This is a genomic window from Sulfurovum sp. MH2-6 (genome assembly GCF_058374785.1).
In genome coordinates this window covers 2399222-2417759 of record NZ_CM178170.1, presented here as the reverse complement: position 1 = coordinate 2417759, position 18538 = coordinate 2399222, and the positions used below count along the sequence as shown (strand labels likewise).

General features: G+C 42.0%; 16 protein-coding genes and 2 tRNA genes. 17 read left to right on the top strand and 1 reads right to left on the bottom strand.

The features are described 5' to 3' along the window. Window positions 1-36 precede the first annotated feature (36 nt). The 17 genes from AC4JOV_RS12275 (at window position 37) to AC4JOV_RS12195 (ending at window position 18231) form a co-directional block, all read left to right on the top strand. Window positions 37-111, top strand: a tRNA-Thr gene (locus AC4JOV_RS12275). A gap of 130 nt (window positions 112-241) precedes the next feature. Further along, the gene (gene tuf, locus AC4JOV_RS12270) at window positions 242-1453 is read left to right on the top strand and encodes an elongation factor Tu (RefSeq protein ID WP_229937294.1); all 1212 of its coding nucleotides are present in this window, start codon (window positions 242-244) and stop codon (window positions 1451-1453) included. 44 nt (window positions 1454-1497) lie between these two features. Beyond that, complete coding sequence (gene rpmG, locus AC4JOV_RS12265; protein WP_229937295.1) at window positions 1498-1650, top strand: 50S ribosomal protein L33; 153 nt, start codon at window positions 1498-1500, stop codon at window positions 1648-1650. 25 nt (window positions 1651-1675) lie between these two features. Beyond that, a tRNA-Trp gene (locus AC4JOV_RS12260) sits at window positions 1676-1751 on the top strand. Between the two features lie 16 nt (window positions 1752-1767). Beyond that, window positions 1768-1947, top strand: coding sequence for a preprotein translocase subunit SecE (gene secE / locus AC4JOV_RS12255; RefSeq protein WP_229937296.1), 180 nt, complete (start codon window positions 1768-1770; stop codon window positions 1945-1947). A gap of 8 nt (window positions 1948-1955) precedes the next feature. Beyond that, complete coding sequence (nusG, locus tag AC4JOV_RS12250; protein WP_229937297.1) at window positions 1956-2486, top strand: transcription termination/antitermination protein NusG; 531 nt, start codon at window positions 1956-1958, stop codon at window positions 2484-2486. Between the two features lie 35 nt (window positions 2487-2521). Next, the gene (gene rplK / locus AC4JOV_RS12245; protein WP_229937298.1) at window positions 2522-2947 is read left to right on the top strand and encodes a 50S ribosomal protein L11; all 426 of its coding nucleotides are present in this window, start codon (window positions 2522-2524) and stop codon (window positions 2945-2947) included. Window positions 2948-3013: 66 nt separating this feature from the next. Continuing rightward, window positions 3014-3718 carry a 50S ribosomal protein L1 gene (rplA, locus tag AC4JOV_RS12240; RefSeq protein WP_229937299.1) on the top strand — a complete coding sequence of 235 codons (705 nt, stop codon included), beginning with the start codon at window positions 3014-3016 and terminating at the stop codon, window positions 3716-3718. A gap of 202 nt (window positions 3719-3920) precedes the next feature. Beyond that, a complete protein-coding gene (gene rplJ, locus AC4JOV_RS12235; protein WP_229937300.1) occupies window positions 3921-4409 on the top strand; it encodes a 50S ribosomal protein L10 in 489 nt (162 codons plus the stop codon). 84 nt (window positions 4410-4493) lie between these two features. Next, complete coding sequence (gene rplL / locus AC4JOV_RS12230) at window positions 4494-4865, top strand: 50S ribosomal protein L7/L12 (RefSeq protein WP_229937301.1); 372 nt, start codon at window positions 4494-4496, stop codon at window positions 4863-4865. A gap of 212 nt (window positions 4866-5077) precedes the next feature. After that, a complete protein-coding gene (gene rpoB, locus AC4JOV_RS12225) occupies window positions 5078-9235 on the top strand; it encodes a DNA-directed RNA polymerase subunit beta (protein ID WP_229937302.1) in 4158 nt (1385 codons plus the stop codon). Continuing rightward, window positions 9228-13760 (top strand): DNA-directed RNA polymerase subunit beta', encoded by a 4533-nt coding sequence (gene rpoC, locus AC4JOV_RS12220; RefSeq protein WP_229937303.1) that lies wholly within the window; start codon window positions 9228-9230, stop codon window positions 13758-13760. Before rpoB ends, rpoC begins: the two co-directional genes overlap by 8 nt. Before the next feature lie 283 nt (window positions 13761-14043). Continuing rightward, on the top strand, window positions 14044-14415 hold the full coding sequence (gene rpsL / locus AC4JOV_RS12215; protein ID WP_229937304.1) for a 30S ribosomal protein S12: 372 nt from the start codon (window positions 14044-14046) through the stop codon (window positions 14413-14415). 123 nt (window positions 14416-14538) lie between these two features. Beyond that, a complete protein-coding gene (gene rpsG, locus AC4JOV_RS12210; RefSeq protein ID WP_229937305.1) occupies window positions 14539-15006 on the top strand; it encodes a 30S ribosomal protein S7 in 468 nt (155 codons plus the stop codon). Window positions 15007-15017: 11 nt separating this feature from the next. Next, complete coding sequence (fusA, locus tag AC4JOV_RS12205) at window positions 15018-17108, top strand: elongation factor G (protein WP_229937306.1); 2091 nt, start codon at window positions 15018-15020, stop codon at window positions 17106-17108. A gap of 328 nt (window positions 17109-17436) precedes the next feature. Continuing rightward, the gene (locus tag AC4JOV_RS12200; RefSeq protein ID WP_229937307.1) at window positions 17437-17802 is read left to right on the top strand and encodes a hypothetical protein; all 366 of its coding nucleotides are present in this window, start codon (window positions 17437-17439) and stop codon (window positions 17800-17802) included. A gap of 213 nt (window positions 17803-18015) precedes the next feature. Beyond that, window positions 18016-18231 (top strand): putative glycoside hydrolase, encoded by a 216-nt coding sequence (locus AC4JOV_RS12195; RefSeq protein WP_229938358.1) that lies wholly within the window; start codon window positions 18016-18018, stop codon window positions 18229-18231. A gap of 37 nt (window positions 18232-18268) precedes the next feature. On the opposite strand, the gene AC4JOV_RS12190 is transcribed toward AC4JOV_RS12195, so the two are convergent. Beyond that, window positions 18269-18514 carry a hypothetical protein gene (locus tag AC4JOV_RS12190; protein ID WP_229937308.1) on the bottom strand — a complete coding sequence of 82 codons (246 nt, stop codon included), beginning with the start codon at window positions 18512-18514 and terminating at the stop codon, window positions 18269-18271. Between the last annotated feature and the right edge of the window lie 24 nt (window positions 18515-18538).

Genomic DNA, 18538 nt, shown 5'->3' with positions numbered 1-18538 from the left:
CAGTGATAAGTTAATTAACCTTAATTAAGGTTTTATGCCCATATGGCTCAGGGGTAGAGCACTTCCTTGGTAAGGAAGAGGTCGTGAGTTCAAGTCTCACTATGGGCTCCACTCCAAAATATAATATATGGACAAAAGTGTTACAGGCCTGTAATAGTTTTGTCCATATGGGTTTATGGGGTCATAAGAAATATTAGGTATAATATTGCCTTTCAAAACATAATCAAGCTAGGAGAAAAGCATGGCTAAAGAAAAATTCGAACGTACGAAACCGCATGTTAACATCGGTACTATCGGTCACGTTGACCACGGTAAAACAACTCTGACTGCTGCGATCACAATGTGTCTTAACCTGAAAATGGGTGCAGGTAACGCAATGGATTATGATCAGATCGATAACGCTCCGGAAGAGAGAGAAAGAGGGATCACGATCGCTACTTCTCACGTAGAGTACGAAACTGAGACTAGACACTACGCTCACGTTGACTGTCCAGGTCACGCCGACTACGTTAAAAACATGATTACTGGTGCTGCACAAATGGATGGTGCGATCCTAGTTATTGCTGCTACTGATGGACCAATGGCTCAAACTAGAGAGCACATCCTTCTTTCTAAGCAAGTAGGTGTACCATACATCGTTGTATTCTTGAACAAAGAAGATCAGCTTGATGATGAAGATAAAGAAGAGATGCTTGAGCTAGTTGAGATGGAAGTTAGAGAACTTCTTTCTGAGTATGACTTCCCAGGTGACGATACACCAATCATCGCTGGTTCTGCATACCAAGCACTTGAAGAAGCAAAATCTGGTAATCTTGGTGAGTGGTCTGAGAAGATCTTTGCACTTATGGATGCAGTAGATGAGTACATCCCTGAGCCACAAAGAGATACTGATAAAGACTTCTTGATGCCAATCGAAGATATCTTTACTATCCAAGGTCGTGGTACAGTTGTTACTGGTAAAGTAGATAGAGGTACTGTATGTGTTGGTAACGAAGTTGAAATCGTAGGTATCAAAGACACTATGAAAACAACTGTTACTGGTGTTGAGATGTTCCGTAAAGAGATGGATTGTGGTGAAGCAGGTGATAACTGTGGTGTTCTTATCAGAGGTATTGACAAGAACGAAGTACAAAGAGGTATGGTTCTTTGTAAGCCAGGTTCAATCACTCCACACAGCAAGTTTGAAGCAGAAGTATACGTACTTACTAAAGAGGAAGGTGGTAGACACACTCCATTCTTTGACAACTATAGACCACAGTTCTACGTACGTACAACTGACGTAACTGGTTCAATCAAACTTCAAGAAGGTACTGAGATGGTTATGCCAGGTGACAACGTTAAAATCAACGTTGAACTTATCGCTCCAGTAGCTCTTGAGCAAGGTACTCAGTTCGCGATCCGTGAGGGTGGTAGAACAGTTGGTGCCGGTGTCGTAAGTAAAATTATCGAATAATTGTCTGCAAGGGTTTCCCCTTGCATACATCATAGGAGAATATGATGAGAGAAACTGTTCACCTAGGTTGTGAGAAGTGTACAAGACGTAACTATCACACAACAAAGAACAAAAAAAATACAACAGAAAAACTTGCACTTAAAAAATATTGTAAGTGGTGTAAAGAACACACTGTTCATAAAGAGATGAAGCTCTAATAGCTTTGCCTCTTTATTCAAAGCTAGGCCAATAGCTCCAACGGTAGAGCACCGGTCTCCAAAACCGGGTGTTGGGGGTTCGAATCCCTCTTGGCCTGCCACTAAAAGGGTATACAAATGGAAAAACTTTCAACTTTTATTGCACATGCGAAAGCAGAGATACATAAAGTAATATTTCCAACTAAAGTACAAGTAAGACAAGCATTTTTAGCGGTTGTTCTCGTAGTAACTGTTATTTCAATATTTTTAGCACTGGTTGACTTATTAATGTCATCCATCGTTTCATCAGTATTATAGGATAGAAGATGGCTTATCAATGGTATGCAATCCAGACATATGCAGGTAGTGAACAATCTGTAAAAAGAGCAATTGAACAACTGGCAATTGATCATGGAATCGAAGATAAAGTCAAAGAACTTGTAGTCCCAACTGAAGAAGTAATTGAAGTTAAAAACGGTCAGAAGAAAATCACTGAGAGAACACTTTATTCAGGATATGTATTTGCACATATAGATCTGGATACTGATTTATGGCATAAGATACAGTCTTTGCCACGTGTATCTAGATTTATCGGTGAACAAAAGACTCCTACTGCACTCTCTGAGGCAGATATCAAAAATATCTTAGAGAAAATGGAGAGAAAAGAAGCTCCTAAACCTAAGGTAGATTTTGAAAAAGGTGAAATGGTACGTATCATCGATGGATCATTCGCAAACTTTACCGGAATTGTTGAGGAGTATGACCTTGATCACGGTAAACTGAAGCTGAATGTATCTATCTTTGGTAGAAACACACCGGTAGAGATACTGTATACACAAGTAGAAAAAATCATATAACCCGAGTGGTTAAATCAAAATAGAAGGACAAAGAGATGGCAAAAAAGATTGATAGTAAATTCAAAATGATCATTGCTGCTGGTGCTGCCAACCCGTCGCCACCGGTAGGACCTGCACTTGGTCAACGTGGTTTGAACATTATGGAGTTCTGTAAAGCATTCAATGAAAAATCAAAAGATATGATGGGCTTCAAAGTTCCTGTTATCATCACTGTATATTCAGACAAGAGTTTTACATTTGAGCTTAAGCAGCCGCCGGCATCAGAGCTTATTATGAAAGCTGCAGGGATCAAAAAAGGTACTGATAACCCTATTACAACTAAAGTAGGTACGATCAACAAAGCAAAACTTGACGAGATCATCGATCAGAAGATTGCAGACCTTAATACAAACGACAGAGAGATGGCAGCAAATATCATCGCCGGTCAGTGTAGAAGTATGGGTGTAGAGATCGTAGACTAATACGATTTAGAATAATGAATCATGACCACATTGATAGAATGTGGGAGCATAAAAGCGGAGAATATAATGGCAAAGAAAGTAAGTAAAAGAAGAGAAGCACTACTAAAAAAAGTAGATGCAGCGAAAGTATACAGTGTTGATGAAGCAATGGCTACACTTCCGGAACTAAAATCAGCTAAGTTTGATGAAACAGTGGAAGTTGCACTTAACCTTAACGTTGATCCAAGACATGCAGATCAAATGGTAAGAGGTTCTGTTGTTCTTCCACACGGTACAGGTAAAACTGTAAGAGTAGCAGTGTTTGCAAAAGACGCAAAAGCAGATGAAGCTAAAGCTGCCGGTGCTGATATCGTAGGTAGTACAGACCTTATCGAAGAGATCCAGGCAGGAAACATCAACTTCGATACAGTAATCTCTACACCTGATATGATGGGTGTACTTGGAAAAGTAGCAAGAATCCTTGGGCCAAAAGGTTTGATGCCTAACCCTAAAACCGGTACAGTAACTATGGATGTGGAAAAAGCTGTATCTGAAGCGAAAGCCGGTAAGGTAAACTTCAGAGTTGACAAAAAAGGTAATATCCACGCTGGTATCGGTAAAGTAAGCTTTGGTACTGAGAAGATCAAAGAGAACTTTACAGCTCTTGTTGAAACAATCAACAAAGCAAAACCTGCATCTGCAAAAGGTAGATACATCACCAATGCGGCAGTGTCACTTACAATGAGTCCTTCAGTGACATTGGATGCTGCAGAAGTAATGGAAATTAAATAATCCAATTTTTTTAATCAAGAACAGCTTAGGCTGTCTCTTGAGCTATTTTCAATAGAGCAGTTATTTTTATATAACTTCTTTTTTGAGAATACTGTTCTCAAATTTAGGTCAAAGACAATAGGGGCGAAAGCTTAATTAATCTAATCTGAAGAGATAGATGGGTGAATGATTCACACCCTGTTGTAGGTCGAAAGGAGAAAATATGTTAACTAGAGCACAAAAAGCAGAGATCGTTGCTGAGTTGGCTGGCGAATTCAAAGAAGCTGGTGCTGTTGTCGTTTGTGATTACAAAGGTATGACAGTTGAAGCACTTGAAGCAGTAAGAAACAATGCACGTGAGCAAGAGTGTAAAGTAAGAGTTGTTAAAAACAAACTTGCACAACTTGCGATCAAAGAAGCTGGATGCGAAGCACTTGAACTTACAGATACTAATATCTTTATCTGGGGTGAAACTCAAGTATTGCCTTGTAAAATCGCTGATAAAGCTGCATCTGACAACAAAGATCACTTTTCTATCAAAACTGGTCTGATCGAAGGTCAAGTAGCAAGCCTTGAAACAATCAATGCTATGGCGAAACTTCCTACAAGAGACGAGCTTCTTGGTATGCTTCTCAACGTTTGGAATGCACCGGTACAGAACTTTACAATCGGTTTGGATGCATTAGCGAAGAAACTAGAAGAAGAGGCTTAATAGCGGGTGGTGAGAGCAATCACTGCTCTCTTATAAGTAAATCATTTATGATTTCAGCATAATAGATATAATAAGGAAAATATTATGGCAACAACTAAAGAAGATGTAATTGAATTTATCTCTAACATGTCAGTGCTCGAACTTTCTGAGCTAGTAAAAGAATTTGAAGAAAAATTTGGCGTAACTGCACAGGCTACTGTAGTAGCTGCTGGTGGTGCTGGTGCTGCTGAAGCTGCAGAAGAGCAATCAGAGTTCAGCGTTGTTCTTACTGACGCTGGTGCGAAAAAAATCAACACTATTAAAGTAGTTAGAGCGATCACTGGTCTTGGTCTTAAAGAGGCTAAAGCTGCTGTTGAAGAGACTCCATCTACACTTAAAGAAGGTGTTTCTAAAGAAGAAGCTGAAGATATCAAAAAACAACTTGAAGAAGCTGGTGCTTCTTGTGAGCTTAAGTAATCGATATTACTTTACTCCAAAGTCAGGCATCCGCCTGACTTGACAAAATAACCTTCGTTAGGTACAGTGATAAACTATTCGGAGATGAGACATTTTCATACCCTCCTCTAATAGTTTCTTGGTGTATCTAACTATATGTAATTTATAAGTTACGAAACTTTAATAACAACGATATTAACCATTAACCTTAACCATTCACAAGAAGGATAACCATGTTAAACTCTTTACATTCTGGTAATAGACTTCGTGTCGATTTTTCAAAAACCCCAAGAGAAATAGAGATCCCAAACCTTTTACAACTTCAACAACAAAGTTACGATGACTTTTTGATGATGAGTAAAAAAGATAGAAAGAACTCTACATTAGAGAAGGTTTTTAAAACATCTTTCCCTATCCATGACCAACAAAACAGACTGACACTTACCTACAAAGGTTCAGACATCATCAAGCCTAAGTATACTGTACGTGAGTGTATGGAGAGAGGGCTTACTTATTCTGTTTCATTGAAGATGAACATCGCCTTGACGATCTGGAACAGAGATGAGAAGACCGGTGAAAAACTTGATCCAAAAGAGATCAAAGAGCAGGCAGTATTTGTACGTGACATCCCATTGATGACAGACAGAACATCATTCATCGTAAATGGTGTTGAGAGAGTGATCGTGAACCAGCTTCACAGATCTCCGGGTGTTATCTTCAAGGAAGAAGAGGGGACTACGGCTGCGGCAAAACTTCTTTACTCAGCACAGATCATCCCTGATCGCGGTTCTTGGTTGTATTTTGAATATGATTCAAAAGACATTCTTTATGCACGTATCAATAAAAGAAGAAAAATTCCTGTAACGATTTTGTTCAGAGCATTGGATTACTCTAAAGAGGACATTGTAAAACTCTTCTACTCTACAAAAGAGATCGTGATCAAGGACAACAGATTCCTTACGAAGTTCAATCCGGATGACTTTACCGGTAGAGCCGATTATGACGTCAAAGATGCAAACGGTAAGACAGTCGTAAACCTTGGTAAGAGATTGACCAAGAAAAAAGCACAGGCACTACAGGAAGAGGGACTGGAGTGGGTAGAATATCCAGTTGATGTACTGATGGAGAGACACCTTGCTACGCCTGTGATCGACCAGGAGAGCGGTGAAGTACTTTACGATGTAGTCACACCGCTTGATGAGACGAAACTCAAGAAGATGATCGAACAGGGAATCGACAGCATCATGGTTATCGATGACCTTGCAGAAGGATCGGACAACTCTATTATCAATGCTTTCATTGCTGATCAGGAGAGCTTGAGACTCTTGAAGCAGACTGAAGAGATCGAAGATGAGAATGTACTTTCAGCGATCCGTATCTATAAAGTGATGAGACCGGGTGAGCCTGTTACTCCTGAAGCAGCAAAAGCATTCTTGAAGCAGCTCTTCTTTGATCCGGAGAGATATGACCTTACAAAAGTCGGTCGTATGAAGATGAACCACAAGCTTGGTCTTGAGACACCGGAGTATACGACTATCCTGACTGCAGAAGACTTGATCAATACAGTGAAATACCTGATCAAAGTGAAAAACGGTCAAGGTCATATCGATGATAGAGACCACCTTGGTAACAGACGTATCCGTGCGATCGGTGAATTGCTTGGTAACGAGCTGCACAATGGTCTTGTGAAGATGCAAAAAGCGATCAGGGACAAGATGACTACGATCTCAGGAAGCCTTGATGATCTCATGCCTCATGATCTTGTCAACTCCAAGATGATCACGAACACGATCCTTGAGTTCTTCTCAAGCGGTCAGCTTTCTCAGTTTATGGACCAGACGAACCCGCTTTCTGAGGTAACGCATAAAAGAAGACTCTCTGCACTGGGTGAAGGTGGTCTTGTAAAAGAGAGAGCCGGCTTTGAAGTGCGTGACGTTCACCCGACACACTATGGGCGTATCTGTCCGATCGAGACACCGGAAGGTCAAAACATTGGTTTGATCAACACGCTTTCTACTTACTCGAAAGTAAATGAGCACGGATTTATCGAAGCACCGTATAAAGTGGTAAAAGACGGTAAAGTAACGGATGAGATCATCTATGTGACTGCAACACAGGAAGAAGACAAGTGTATCGCGCCTGCTTCAACCATCGTTGATGAAGATGGAAAGATCGTAGGTGACTTGATCGAAACAAGACTGAACGGTAACATCGAGTTGAACGACTCAAAGAGAGTAGACCTTATCGATATCTCTCCATTGATGATCTCGGGTTCTGCTGCAGCGCTTATTCCATTCCTTGAGCACGATGATGCAAACCGTGCGCTTATGGGATCAAACATGCAACGTCAGGCAGTACCGCTTCTCAAAACTGAAGCACCGATGGTCGGTACGGGTATGGAAGCGATCGTAAGCCGTGATGCATGGGAAAGTGTCAAAGCTACACGTGGCGGTACGGTTGAAAAAGTGGATGGTAAGAATGTTTATATCATGGGTGAAGATGAGAGCGGTGTATACATCGACCACTACCCACTTGATAAAAACATGAGAACGAACCAGAACACGACATTTACGCAAACACCTATCGTGAAGCTTGGAGATAAGATCGAAGCGAAACAAGTGATCGCCGATGGTGCCAACATGGACCAGGGTGAACTTGCGATCGGTAAGAATATCCGTGTTGCCTTTATGCCTTGGAACGGGTATAACTACGAGGATGCGATCATTATCTCTGAGAAACTGATCCGTGAAGATACCTTTACCTCAGTGCATACCTATGAAAAAGAGGTAGAAGCAAGAGAGCTTAAGCACGGTACTGAAGAGATCACAAGAGACATCCCGAATATCCGTGAAGATGAACTGCTTCACCTTGATGAGTCGGGAATCGTTAAGATCGGTACCTATGTGAAGCCTGGTATGATCCTTGTGGGTAAAGTAAGTCCAAAAGGTGAGATCAAACCTACACCTGAAGAGAGACTACTTAGAGCAATCTTCGGTGAAAAAGCCGGGCATGTTGTGAACAAATCACTTTACTGTCCTGCATCTATGGAAGGTGTGGTTGTAGATATCAAGGTATTTACGAAAAAAGGATACGAGAAAGATGCACGTGCGATCCAAGCCTATGAAGAAGAGAAAGCACAATTAGATAGTGATCACCATGATCAGCTTCTGATGATAGATAGAGAAGAGATCCTTCGTATCGCTAAGTACCTTTCAGAACAACAGCTTGCTAAAGATGTAACGATCGGTGAGGATGAGTATAAAGCAGGATCAATCATTGATCAGGAAGTGATCAAAGAGGTGAACAGATTTGCCCTAAGAGGTGTGGTACAGTCTTACTCTGACGAGGTTCAAAAAGAGTATGAATCACTTAAAAACTACTTCCTTAAGCAGAAGAAGAGACTCAAAACCGAGCATGAAGAGAAGCTTTCAGTACTTGAAAAAGACGATATCCTACCTTCAGGTGTAACGAAACTTGTAAAAGTATATGTTGCAACGAAGCGTAAGCTTAAAGTCGGGGATAAGATGGCAGGACGTCACGGGAACAAAGGTATCGTTTCCAACATCGTACCTGAGATCGATATGCCGTATATGGAAGACGGTACGCCGGTTGAGATCATTCTTAACCCACTGGGGGTACCGTCTCGTATGAACATCGGACAGATCCTTGAAGTACACTTGGGGCTTGTAGGTAAAAACCTTGGTACTCAAATTCAGGAGATGTTCGATAGCAAGCAGGCTGATTTCGTTGAACAGCTTAGAGCGAAAATGACAAATATCGCTGATGTTGCAAAACTGATGAATGCGAAAGAGACATTGGCGAAGATGAGTGATGAGGATCTGATCAAGTACGGTAGAGACTGGGCAAAAGGTGTGAAGTTTGCCGCACCGGTATTTGAAGGGGCAAACATTGAAGAGTTTGAGAAACTCTTTGCGTTGGCTAAGATAGATACTGACGGTAAAATGACACTCTTTGACGGGAAAACCGGTGAACAGATGCTGGAGCGTGTTAACGTAGGATATATGTACATGCTTAAACTGCACCACCTCGTTGACGAGAAGGTACACGCACGTTCGACTGGACCTTACTCTCTCGTAACACAGCAGCCGGTGGGTGGTAAAGCACTCTTTGGTGGACAGAGATTTGGGGAGATGGAAGTATGGGCACTTGAAGCGTATGGTGCATCACACATCCTAAAAGAGATGCTCACAATCAAGTCAGATGATGTTGAAGGTAGAGCAAGAGCATACAGAGCAATTACAAAAGGAGAGCCGGTACCTGAGTCCGGTGTTCCTGAGACAATGTTCGTACTAACAAAAGAGCTTCAAGCCCTTGGACTTGATGCAGAACTTTATGCACCGAAAAATGAAGTGGAGGTTGACGATGAGTAAGCAACTAGAAAATTTAATACCGATAGATCTGAACAGTGAAGAGAGACCGAGTGATATCGAAGCCTTTCAACTGAGAGTAGCGAGTCCTGAGAAGGTTCTTTCTTGGAGTTACGGTGAGGTTAAAAAACCTGAGACGATCAACTATAGAACACTAAAGCCTGAACGTGACGGGCTTTTCTGTGCAAAAATCTTCGGACCGATCCGTGACTACGAGTGTCTGTGCGGTAAGTACAAGAAGATGCGTTACAAAGGTGTGGTTTGTGAAAAGTGTGGTGTTGAAGTTACGACATCTAAAGTAAGAAGAAGCAGAATGGGGCACATTGACCTCGTTGCACCGGTTGCACATATCTGGTATGTCTCTTCACTTCCTTCACGTATCGGTACACTGCTTGGTGTGAAGATGAAAGACCTTGAGCGTGTACTCTACTACGAAGCATATATCGTAAAAACACCGGGTGGTGCAAGTTACGACAGTGAAGGACTTAGCCCGCTGGCGAAGTACGATGTGCTTAACGAAGAGCAGTACCAGCAGATCATGCAGCGTTTTTCTGATACAGATCTGGATGCACGTATGGGTGGTGAGATCATTCAAGAGCTTCTAGCAGACCTTGACCTCGTAGAGATGTACAACCAGCTTAAAGAAGAGATCCAGGCAACAAGATCAGAAGCAAAGAGAAAAACGATCGTAAAAAGATTGAAAGTGATCGAGTCATTCCTGCATTCAGGAAACAGACCGGAATGGATGATGCTTACTCAGCTTCCGGTACTTCCACCTGACCTAAGACCGCTTGTAAGTCTTGACGGCGGTAAGTTTGCGGTATCGGATGTAAATGACCTCTATAGAAGAGTCATCAACAGAAACCAGCGTTTGAAAAGATTGATCGAACTTGATGCACCAGAGATTATCGTTAGAAACGAAAAGCGTATGCTTCAAGAGTCTGTGGATGCGCTTTTTGATAACGGTAGAAGAGGAAATGCAGTAAAAGGTGCGAACAAAAGACCATTGAAATCACTCTCTGAAGTGATCAAAGGTAAGCAGGGTCGTTTCCGTCAGAACCTTCTCGGTAAAAGGGTTGACTTCTCCGGACGTTCGGTTATCGTTGTCGGTCCGGACCTCCGTATGGACCAGTGTGGTCTTCCGAAGAAGATGGCGATCGAGCTCTTTAAACCGCACTTGATGGCGAAGCTTGAAGAGAAAGGGTATGCAACGACCCTTAAACAAGCGAAGAAGATGATCGAGAAACAGGAGAACGAAGTATGGGAGTGTCTGGAAGAGGTTGTTGAGAACTATCCTGTTCTTCTTAACCGTGCACCGACACTTCACAAACTTTCGATCCAGGCGTTCCACCCAAGATTGATCGAAGGTAAAGCGATTCAGCTTCACCCGCTTGTTTGTGCGGCATTCAACGCCGACTTCGATGGTGACCAGATGGCAGTACACGTGCCGCTTTCAGATGAAGCAGTAGCCGAAGCGAAAGTCTTGATGCTTGCTTCAATGAACATTTTGCTTCCTGCATCAGGTAAAGCGATCGCCGTACCGTCTCAGGATATGATTTTGGGTCTTTACTACCTGACACTTGAGAAAAATGATGTCAAAGGTGAGCACAAACTCTTTGCGAACGTAGAAGAGGTTGAGATCGCATTTGAACAGCAGTCCCTTGACCTGAATGCACGTATCAGAACTGTGGTAGAGGGTCGTATCACGACATCGACTGCAGGTAGATTGATCCTGAAATCGATCATTCCTGACTATGTACCTGAAAAGTACTGGAACAAGATTCTTAAGAAAAAAGATATCGGTGCGCTTGTTGACTATATCTACAAGATCGGCGGGGTTGCAGAGACTGCAACATTCCTGGATAATCTTAAGGATATGGGTTTCAAATATGCAACGAAAGTCGGTGTATCGATCTCTGTTGAAGATATCAAGATCCCTGAGCTGAAAGAGGAACTTGTAAAGGCCGCTACTGAAGATGTAAAAGAGATCCAGAGACAGTATGGTGCGGGTCTTTTGACTGATCAAGAGCGTTATAACAAGATTATCGATATCTGGACGGATGCGAACAACGGTATCGCTGAAGGACTTATGGCGAAGATCAGAGCCGATAAAGACGGATTCAACTCAGTTCACATGATGGCTGACTCTGGTGCGAGGGGTTCTGCCGCTCAGATCAGACAGCTTTCAGGTATGAGGGGTCTAATGGCGAAATCGGACGGATCGATCATTGAGACACCGATTACTTCAAACTTCCGTGAAGGTCTGAACGTACTTGAGTACTTTATTTCAACACACGGTGCGAGAAAAGGTCTTGCCGATACAGCACTTAAGACAGCGAACGCAGGTTACTTGACAAGAAAACTGATCGATGTTGCACAAAACGTGAAGATCGTGATGAATGACTGTGGTACACACGAAGGTGTGGAAGTATCTGATATCGTTGTGGGTAACGAGATGATCGAACCATTGGCAGATCGTATCTACGGTAGAGTATTGGCTCAGGATGTGATTGATCCTATTACCTCTGAAGTACTGCTTTCTGAGGGAACATTGATTGATGAAGAGATGGCTCAGCGTGTTCAGGATGCGGGAGTTAGATCGGTAGTTATGAGAGCTCCGTCATCATGTAAAGCACCGAAAGGTATCTGTGCGAAGTGTTATGGTCTGAACATGGCAGATAACAAGATCGTAAAACGTGGTGAAGCAGTCGGTGTTATCGCAGCACAATCGATCGGTGAGCCGGGTACACAGCTTACACTACGTACATTCCACACCGGTGGTACGGCGACAGCAGGTAAGGAAGAGAGACAAATCGTAGCGACGAAAGAAGGTTTCATCCGTTACTATAACCTTTCAGTTTATAGAAATACTGAAGATAAATTGATCGTTGCAAACAGAAGAAATGCCGGTGTACTTTTGGTTGAGCCAAAAATCAAAGCGACGGTTTCAGGTAAAGTGAAGATCCAGATTACACACGACGAGTATGTCATCTCTGTAGCGGCTGATGGTCAGGATGAGATCAAATACAACCTAAGAAAGTCTGATGTAGCAAAATCAAACGAACTTGCAGGGGTTGCAGGTAAGATCGAAGGGAAATTCTTCCTTCCGTTTGAAGACGGTGATATGGTACAAGAGGGTGACTCTATTGTTGATATGATCAATGAAGGTTGGTCTGTACCGTCACGTATCCCGTTTGCTTCAGAGCTTAAAGTGGAAAATGGTGCACCTGTGACACAAAAAGTGATCTCTGAATCACGCGGTACGGTGAAGTTCTTCCTGCTTAAAGGAGATTACCTTGAAGCACATCCTGACAGTAAAGAGGGTGATGCAGTGACGCAAAAAGGTCTCTTTGCTGTGGTTGTCGATGAGAACAACAGGGAAGCGGGAAGACACTATATCTCAAGAGGATCGAAGCTTCAGGTATCGAATGATCAGAAAGTGGAAAGAGGAGATCTCCTCTCTGCTCCTGAAGTGATCGAGCAGACGGTAGTGGCAGAGTGGGATCCATACTCAGAGCCGATCATCGCAGAGCAAAAAGGTACGTTGAAGTTTGAAGATATCATCCCTGGTGTTACAGTTATCGAGCAGTTCGATGAAGTAACAGGAGAGTCAAGACTTGAGTTGAATGAATATATCCCGGCGGCTTATAAACCGGCGATCATTCTTGCAACAGAATCAGGAGAGATCATCCGTTATCAGCTTGATCCTAAGACAATCCTATTTGTTCAGGATGGTGCAGAAGTAAGTACGGCAGATATCCTTGCTAAAACGCCAAAAGCGGCGATCAAATCAAGCGATATTACCGGGGGTCTTCCAAGAGTATCTGAACTCTTTGAAGCAAGACGTCCAAAAGATATCGCCTTGATCGCACAGATTGACGGTGTGGTAAGCTTCGGTAAACCGCTACGTGGTAAACAAAGACTTATCATTACAGGTGAGGGTGATCAGATCACTGAGCAGTTCATTGATAAGAATAAAACTGCATTGGTGCATGCGGGAGATTATGTACACGCAGGTGAGAAATTGACTGACGGTACGATCTCAAGCCATGATATCCTTGCAGCACTTGGTGAGAAAGCGCTTTATGAGTACATTGTCTCTGAAGTACAAATGGTTTACCGCCGTCAAGGGGTTAACATCTCAGATAAACACATTGAGATTGTAACGTCACAAATGATGCGTCAGGTGAAAGTTGTAGACAGTGGTGACAGTAAATTCATCGCTGGAGATATTGTATCCAGACGTAAGTTCCAGGAAGAGAACCAGAGTGTGCTTAAACTTGGCGGTGAACCGGCAATTGCTGAGCCGTTGCTTGTAGGTATTACGCGTTCAGCGGTTGGTGCAGACTCTATCATCTCGGCAGCATCGTTCCAGGATACTACGAAAGTACTGACTTCAGCTTCTATCGCCGGTACGGTAGATGCATTGGAAGATCTGAAAGAGAACGTGGTTATCGGTCGTTTGATCCCTGTGGGGACAGGTATGGTCGATATCGACAATATCACATTCAGTACATCAGCAGAGTAGCAGCAGAACCACATGTGTGGTTCTGTATGACTCGAAAAGAGCATTCGGCTTTCTAATAAGATTTGAAAAGCAGAAACGTCGTTCTACTCCTTTAATTCAGGGCATTTATCCCGCTTTGCTCTCCCCTTAAAACATAAGAAAATTGTAAGAATTTTTCGATATAATATGCCTCCATTTTTCTAGTGATAATTTTTTGGAATTATACGATTTTAGAGCACATTAGTGTTTTAAGATGGTGTAAAAACCAAAGATTCAATTCAAAATAACACAGAAAGGATTACGATTGCCAACAATTAACCAATTGATTCGTAAAGAACGTAAGAAGGTGATTAAAAAATCAAAATCACCAGCGCTTGCAAACTGTCCTCAAAGAAGAGGTGTTTGTACAAGAGTATATACAACTACTCCAAAGAAACCAAACTCAGCACTTAGAAAAGTTGCTAAAGTAAGATTGACAAGCGGATTCGAAGTGATCGCTTATATCGGTGGTGAAGGTCACAACCTTCAAGAGCACTCTATCGTACTTGTACGTGGTGGTAGGGTAAAAGATTTACCTGGTGTTAAGTATCACATTGTTCGTGGTGCATTGGATACTTCAGGTGTGGCTAACAGAACTGTTGCTAGATCTAAATACGGTGCTAAGAGACCTAAATAATTATTTTAGGATAAATACTTAAAAGAGGTGGGCCTTTATAGAAGGCTTATGCAGGTATTGTCAGTGAACCTTCGTGGACAAGACTTGAGTAAATCAACAATTTAAGATTGAAGAGGTAAAAAAATGAGAAGAAGAAAAGCTCCCGTAAGACCGGTACTTCCGGATCCAGTATACGGTTCTAAAGTTTTAACAAAATTCATCAATGCTGTAATGCTTGATGGTAAAAAAAGTACAGCACAAAAAGTAGTTTATTCTGCGTTAGAGAGAATTGAATCAAAGACAGGTGAAAAAGGTATCGAGATCTTTAACCAAGCAATGGATAATGTAAAACCATTGATGGAAGTAAAGAGTAGAAGAGTAGGTGGTGCGACTTACCAAGTACCTATGGAAGTTAGACCTGTAAGACAGCAATCACTTGGAATCAGATGGATTGTTGATGCAGCAAGAAAAAGAAATGAAAGAACTATGATGGAGCGTCTTAGCAATGAGCTTATGGATGCTGCAACTGAAAAAGGTTCTGCTTTCAAGAAGAAAGAAGATACATACAAAATGGCAGAAGCTAACAAAGCATTTGCTCACTACAGATGGTAAGGAAATAAGTTATGGCAAGATCTCATAAACTTGGAGATGTAAGAAACATCGGTATTGCTGCGCATATTGATGCTGGTAAAACAACGACTACTGAAAGAATCCTTTTCTATACAGGTGTTGAGCACAAAATCGGTGAAGTTCACGACGGTGCTGCTACAATGGACTGGATGGAGCAGGAGCAGGAGAGAGGTATTACAATTACTTCTGCTGCGACGACTTGTACTTGGGCTGGTAAGCAGATCAACATCATCGACACTCCGGGGCACGTTGACTTTACGATCGAAGTTGAGCGTTCAATGAGAGTACTTGACGGTGCAGTTTCTGTATTCTGTGCTGTTGGTGGGGTTCAACCTCAGTCTGAGACTGTATGGAGACAAAGAAACAGATATGGTGTACCATCTATCGTATTTGTAAATAAGTATGACAGAACCGGAGCAGACTTCTACGAAGTAGAGAGACAGATCCGTGAGAGACTTAAAGGTAACCCGGTTCCTATCCAGCTTCCTATCGGTGCTGAAGATAACTTCGAAGGTGTTGTTGATCTTGTAAAAATGAAAGAGATCGTATGGGATGCTGAGGCTGCAATGGGTTCTGCGTATTCTGAGCAGGATATCCGTGAAGAACTTATGGATAAAGCTGAAGAGTACCGTGAAAAGATGATCGAAGAGATCTCTTCTGTTGACGGTAACGAAGAGCTTATGGAGAAGTTCCTTGAAGGTGAAGAGATTTCTGAAGATGAGATCAAAGCAGGGATCAAAGCAGCAACTATCGCAATGCACATCGTTCCAATGACAGTTGGTACAGCATTTAAAAACAAAGGTGTTCAAACACTTCTTGACGCTGTTGTAGATTACCTTCCATCACCAATTGAGTCTCCGGCTATCAAGGGTACAATGATGGATGATGAAGAGGCTGAAGTTGAAGTAGAATCTACTGATGACGGTGAGTTTGCTTCACTTGCATTTAAGATCATGACTGACCCGTTTGTAGGTCAATTGACATTCATCCGTGTTTATAGAGGTGTTCTTGAGTCTGGTTCTTATGCATTTAACTCAACTAAGAACAAAAAAGAGCGTATCGGTCGTATCATGAAGATGCACGCGATCAAACGTGAAGAAGTATCTGAGATCTACGCTGGTGAGATCGGTGCGGTTGTTGGTCTTAAGTCAACTACAACTGGTGATACACTTTGTTCTGAGAAAGATAAAGTAGTTCTTGAGAGAATGGACTTCCCGGATCCGGTTATCTCTGTTGCAGTTGAGCCTAAAACAAAAGCTGACCAGGAAAAAATGGGTATTGCACTTGGTAAACTTGCTGCAGAAGATCCATCATTCAGAGTTGCTACGGATGAAGAGTCTGGACAGACTATTATCTCTGGTATGGGTGAGCTTCACCTTGAGATCATTGTTGACCGTATGAAAAGAGAGTTTAAGGTAGAAGCAGAAGTTGGTGCGCCACAAGTTGCTTACCGTGAAACGATCAGAAGCTCTGTAGAAAAAGAGTACAAGTACGCTAAACAGTCTGGTGGTCGTGGACAGTTCGGTCATGTATACCTCAGAATCGAGCCACAAGAAGCTGGTGCTGGTTATGAGTTTATTGATGAGATCAAAGGTGGTGCTATTCCGAAAGAATTCATCGGGCCTGTTGATAAAGGTATTCAGGAAGCTATGGCTAGAGGTATCCAAGCAGGTTATCCGGTAGAGGATGTTAAAGTAACACTTTACGATGGATCTTTCCACGATGTTGACTCCTCTGAGATGGCGTTTAAACTTGCAGGTTCTATGGGATTCAGAGAGGGTTGTAGAGAAGCTAGCCCAGTGATCCTTGAGCCAATGATGAAAGTTGAAGTTGAAGTACCTGAAGAGTTCATGGGTGACGTGATCGGTGACGTTTCTAAAAGACGTGGCCAGGTAAACGGAATGGACGACAGAGCTGGTAACAAGATCGTTAACGCGTTTGTACCACTTTCAGAGATGTTCGGTTACTCAACTGACCTTAGATCGATGACTCAGGGTCGTGCAACTTATGCTATGGAATTCGATCACTATGAGGAAGTTCCAAGTAACGTAGCTAAAGAGATCATCGAAAAGAGAAATGGATAATCTTTAGCAGTACTTTACTGCATTTTTGAAGGAGTAACTCAGTTACGTACTGAGTGAAATCATCGAAAAGCGTAACGGCTAATCTTTAGCAGTATTTCTACCCCACTTTCGCTTTAGCGACGGGGGTATCGGCATTTAGTGCCAGAACTGCATCTTTGAGGGAGCATCTCAGTCACGTACTGGGAGTACGCTCCTTCAATACAACCTTCCTTGTGCTTGCACTCTCTTCGAGAAAACTACAGTAAACTACTTCTAAATTTAAACCATTTAAAATATTATTCTATTCATATAATTAAAATATCAATAGCATAGTATTTAAAGGAACTCCATGAAATTCATTATAGACCTTATTGAAGATATCAGGGTAGAGATAGGCAATGAGCCTGACTTTACGGTGCATGCCATGCTGCTCAAAGAGGATGCCAATGATCCTGAAAAGCTCATTTATGGCGGTGAGGCAGCACTTAACAGTTTTGCACTGGATGAAGCAGGCAGAAAACTGATGATCAGGATCGATGGTTCCTCCCATACATTGACAATCGGTGAATTGATCAAGCATATTCTGATCTACGATATGGATAAGATGATGTATGAAGTGAGACTCAACGTGAACCATCAGTACAGTGATCTTGAAGTGATCGGCTTTGGTAAATCAACTGAGGAGAAGAAATACTTCTTTTTTATCAAGCTTTGATCATTAGTTGATTTTTACTTCTAGAAGTAAAAATCTATACTCTTTTCTACACTTCCCATACGCTAAAAAAATATCTTTTAACCGTAATGAAAAACAGGTTGCAATGGCAGGAAGACAAAGTGATTGGTAGGGAAAAGATGGTTAGTCTCATCACTCATTATCGATCCTTTAGACCTGTTTTAATCAGATGTATACTCTTTATTTTACTTATCAATAGTACCTTTATATGGCTGGTGTGATAAACGGGATGGTTCTCCTCTTCGTTACCGTCCCTGGCTACAGGCATTTAAAGATTATGCTTTTGACAGACGTTATTACGGTAATAAAGAGATCAATGAACAGATACGTGCGAGTGAAGATTTCGGAAGCAGCGGTTGGATGCTATGGAACGCGTGCAACAGATACTGTTCAGATGGTATTTTGAAGTGAGTTTATTCTTTATAAAAATGGGGCATCAAATAAAATATCAAGCTGTTTTCTCACATGACTTTGGAGGTTGGCTGAAAAGTATCCAGTTCATGCTCACTTTGTGGTGTTGGCAAAAGAGTGCTATGGCTTCATAAGGGATCCTTTTACGTTTTTTTATCACGGCATAGTATTGGGGATCAAGTTTGAGAGCATGCGCGATGTCTCTGTCGTAAATCTTCTCTTTTTTCAGTGTAGAACGCAGGATCGTACGAATTCGTTCACTTACTTCTAAAAAATCTATCATACAACTCCTTTTGAGATATCATAA

Bases quoted from the DNA above. Each gene is read 5' to 3' on its own strand.
- rplJ (WP_229937300.1), top strand. From the start codon at position 3,921: ATGTTAACTAGAGCACAAAAAGCAGAGATCGTTGCTGAGTTGGCTGGC.
- rpsG (WP_229937305.1), top strand. From the start codon at position 14,539: ATGAGAAGAAGAAAAGCTCCCGTAAGACCGGTACTTCCGGATCCAGTA.
- AC4JOV_RS12190 (WP_229937308.1), bottom strand. From the start codon at position 18,514: ATGATAGATTTTTTAGAAGTAAGTGAACGAATTCGTACGATCCTGCGT.
- rplL (WP_229937301.1), top strand. From the start codon at position 4,494: ATGGCAACAACTAAAGAAGATGTAATTGAATTTATCTCTAACATGTCA.
- AC4JOV_RS12200 (WP_229937307.1), top strand. From the start codon at position 17,437: ATGAAATTCATTATAGACCTTATTGAAGATATCAGGGTAGAGATAGGC.
- rplK (WP_229937298.1), top strand. From the start codon at position 2,522: ATGGCAAAAAAGATTGATAGTAAATTCAAAATGATCATTGCTGCTGGT.
- tuf (WP_229937294.1), top strand. From the start codon at position 242: ATGGCTAAAGAAAAATTCGAACGTACGAAACCGCATGTTAACATCGGT.
- nusG (WP_229937297.1), top strand. From the start codon at position 1,956: ATGGCTTATCAATGGTATGCAATCCAGACATATGCAGGTAGTGAACAA.
- rplA (WP_229937299.1), top strand. From the start codon at position 3,014: ATGGCAAAGAAAGTAAGTAAAAGAAGAGAAGCACTACTAAAAAAAGTA.
- fusA (WP_229937306.1), top strand. From the start codon at position 15,018: ATGGCAAGATCTCATAAACTTGGAGATGTAAGAAACATCGGTATTGCT.
- rpoB (WP_229937302.1), top strand. From the start codon at position 5,078: ATGTTAAACTCTTTACATTCTGGTAATAGACTTCGTGTCGATTTTTCA.
- rpmG (WP_229937295.1), top strand. From the start codon at position 1,498: ATGAGAGAAACTGTTCACCTAGGTTGTGAGAAGTGTACAAGACGTAAC.
- secE (WP_229937296.1), top strand. From the start codon at position 1,768: ATGGAAAAACTTTCAACTTTTATTGCACATGCGAAAGCAGAGATACAT.
- rpoC (WP_229937303.1), top strand. From the start codon at position 9,228: ATGAGTAAGCAACTAGAAAATTTAATACCGATAGATCTGAACAGTGAA.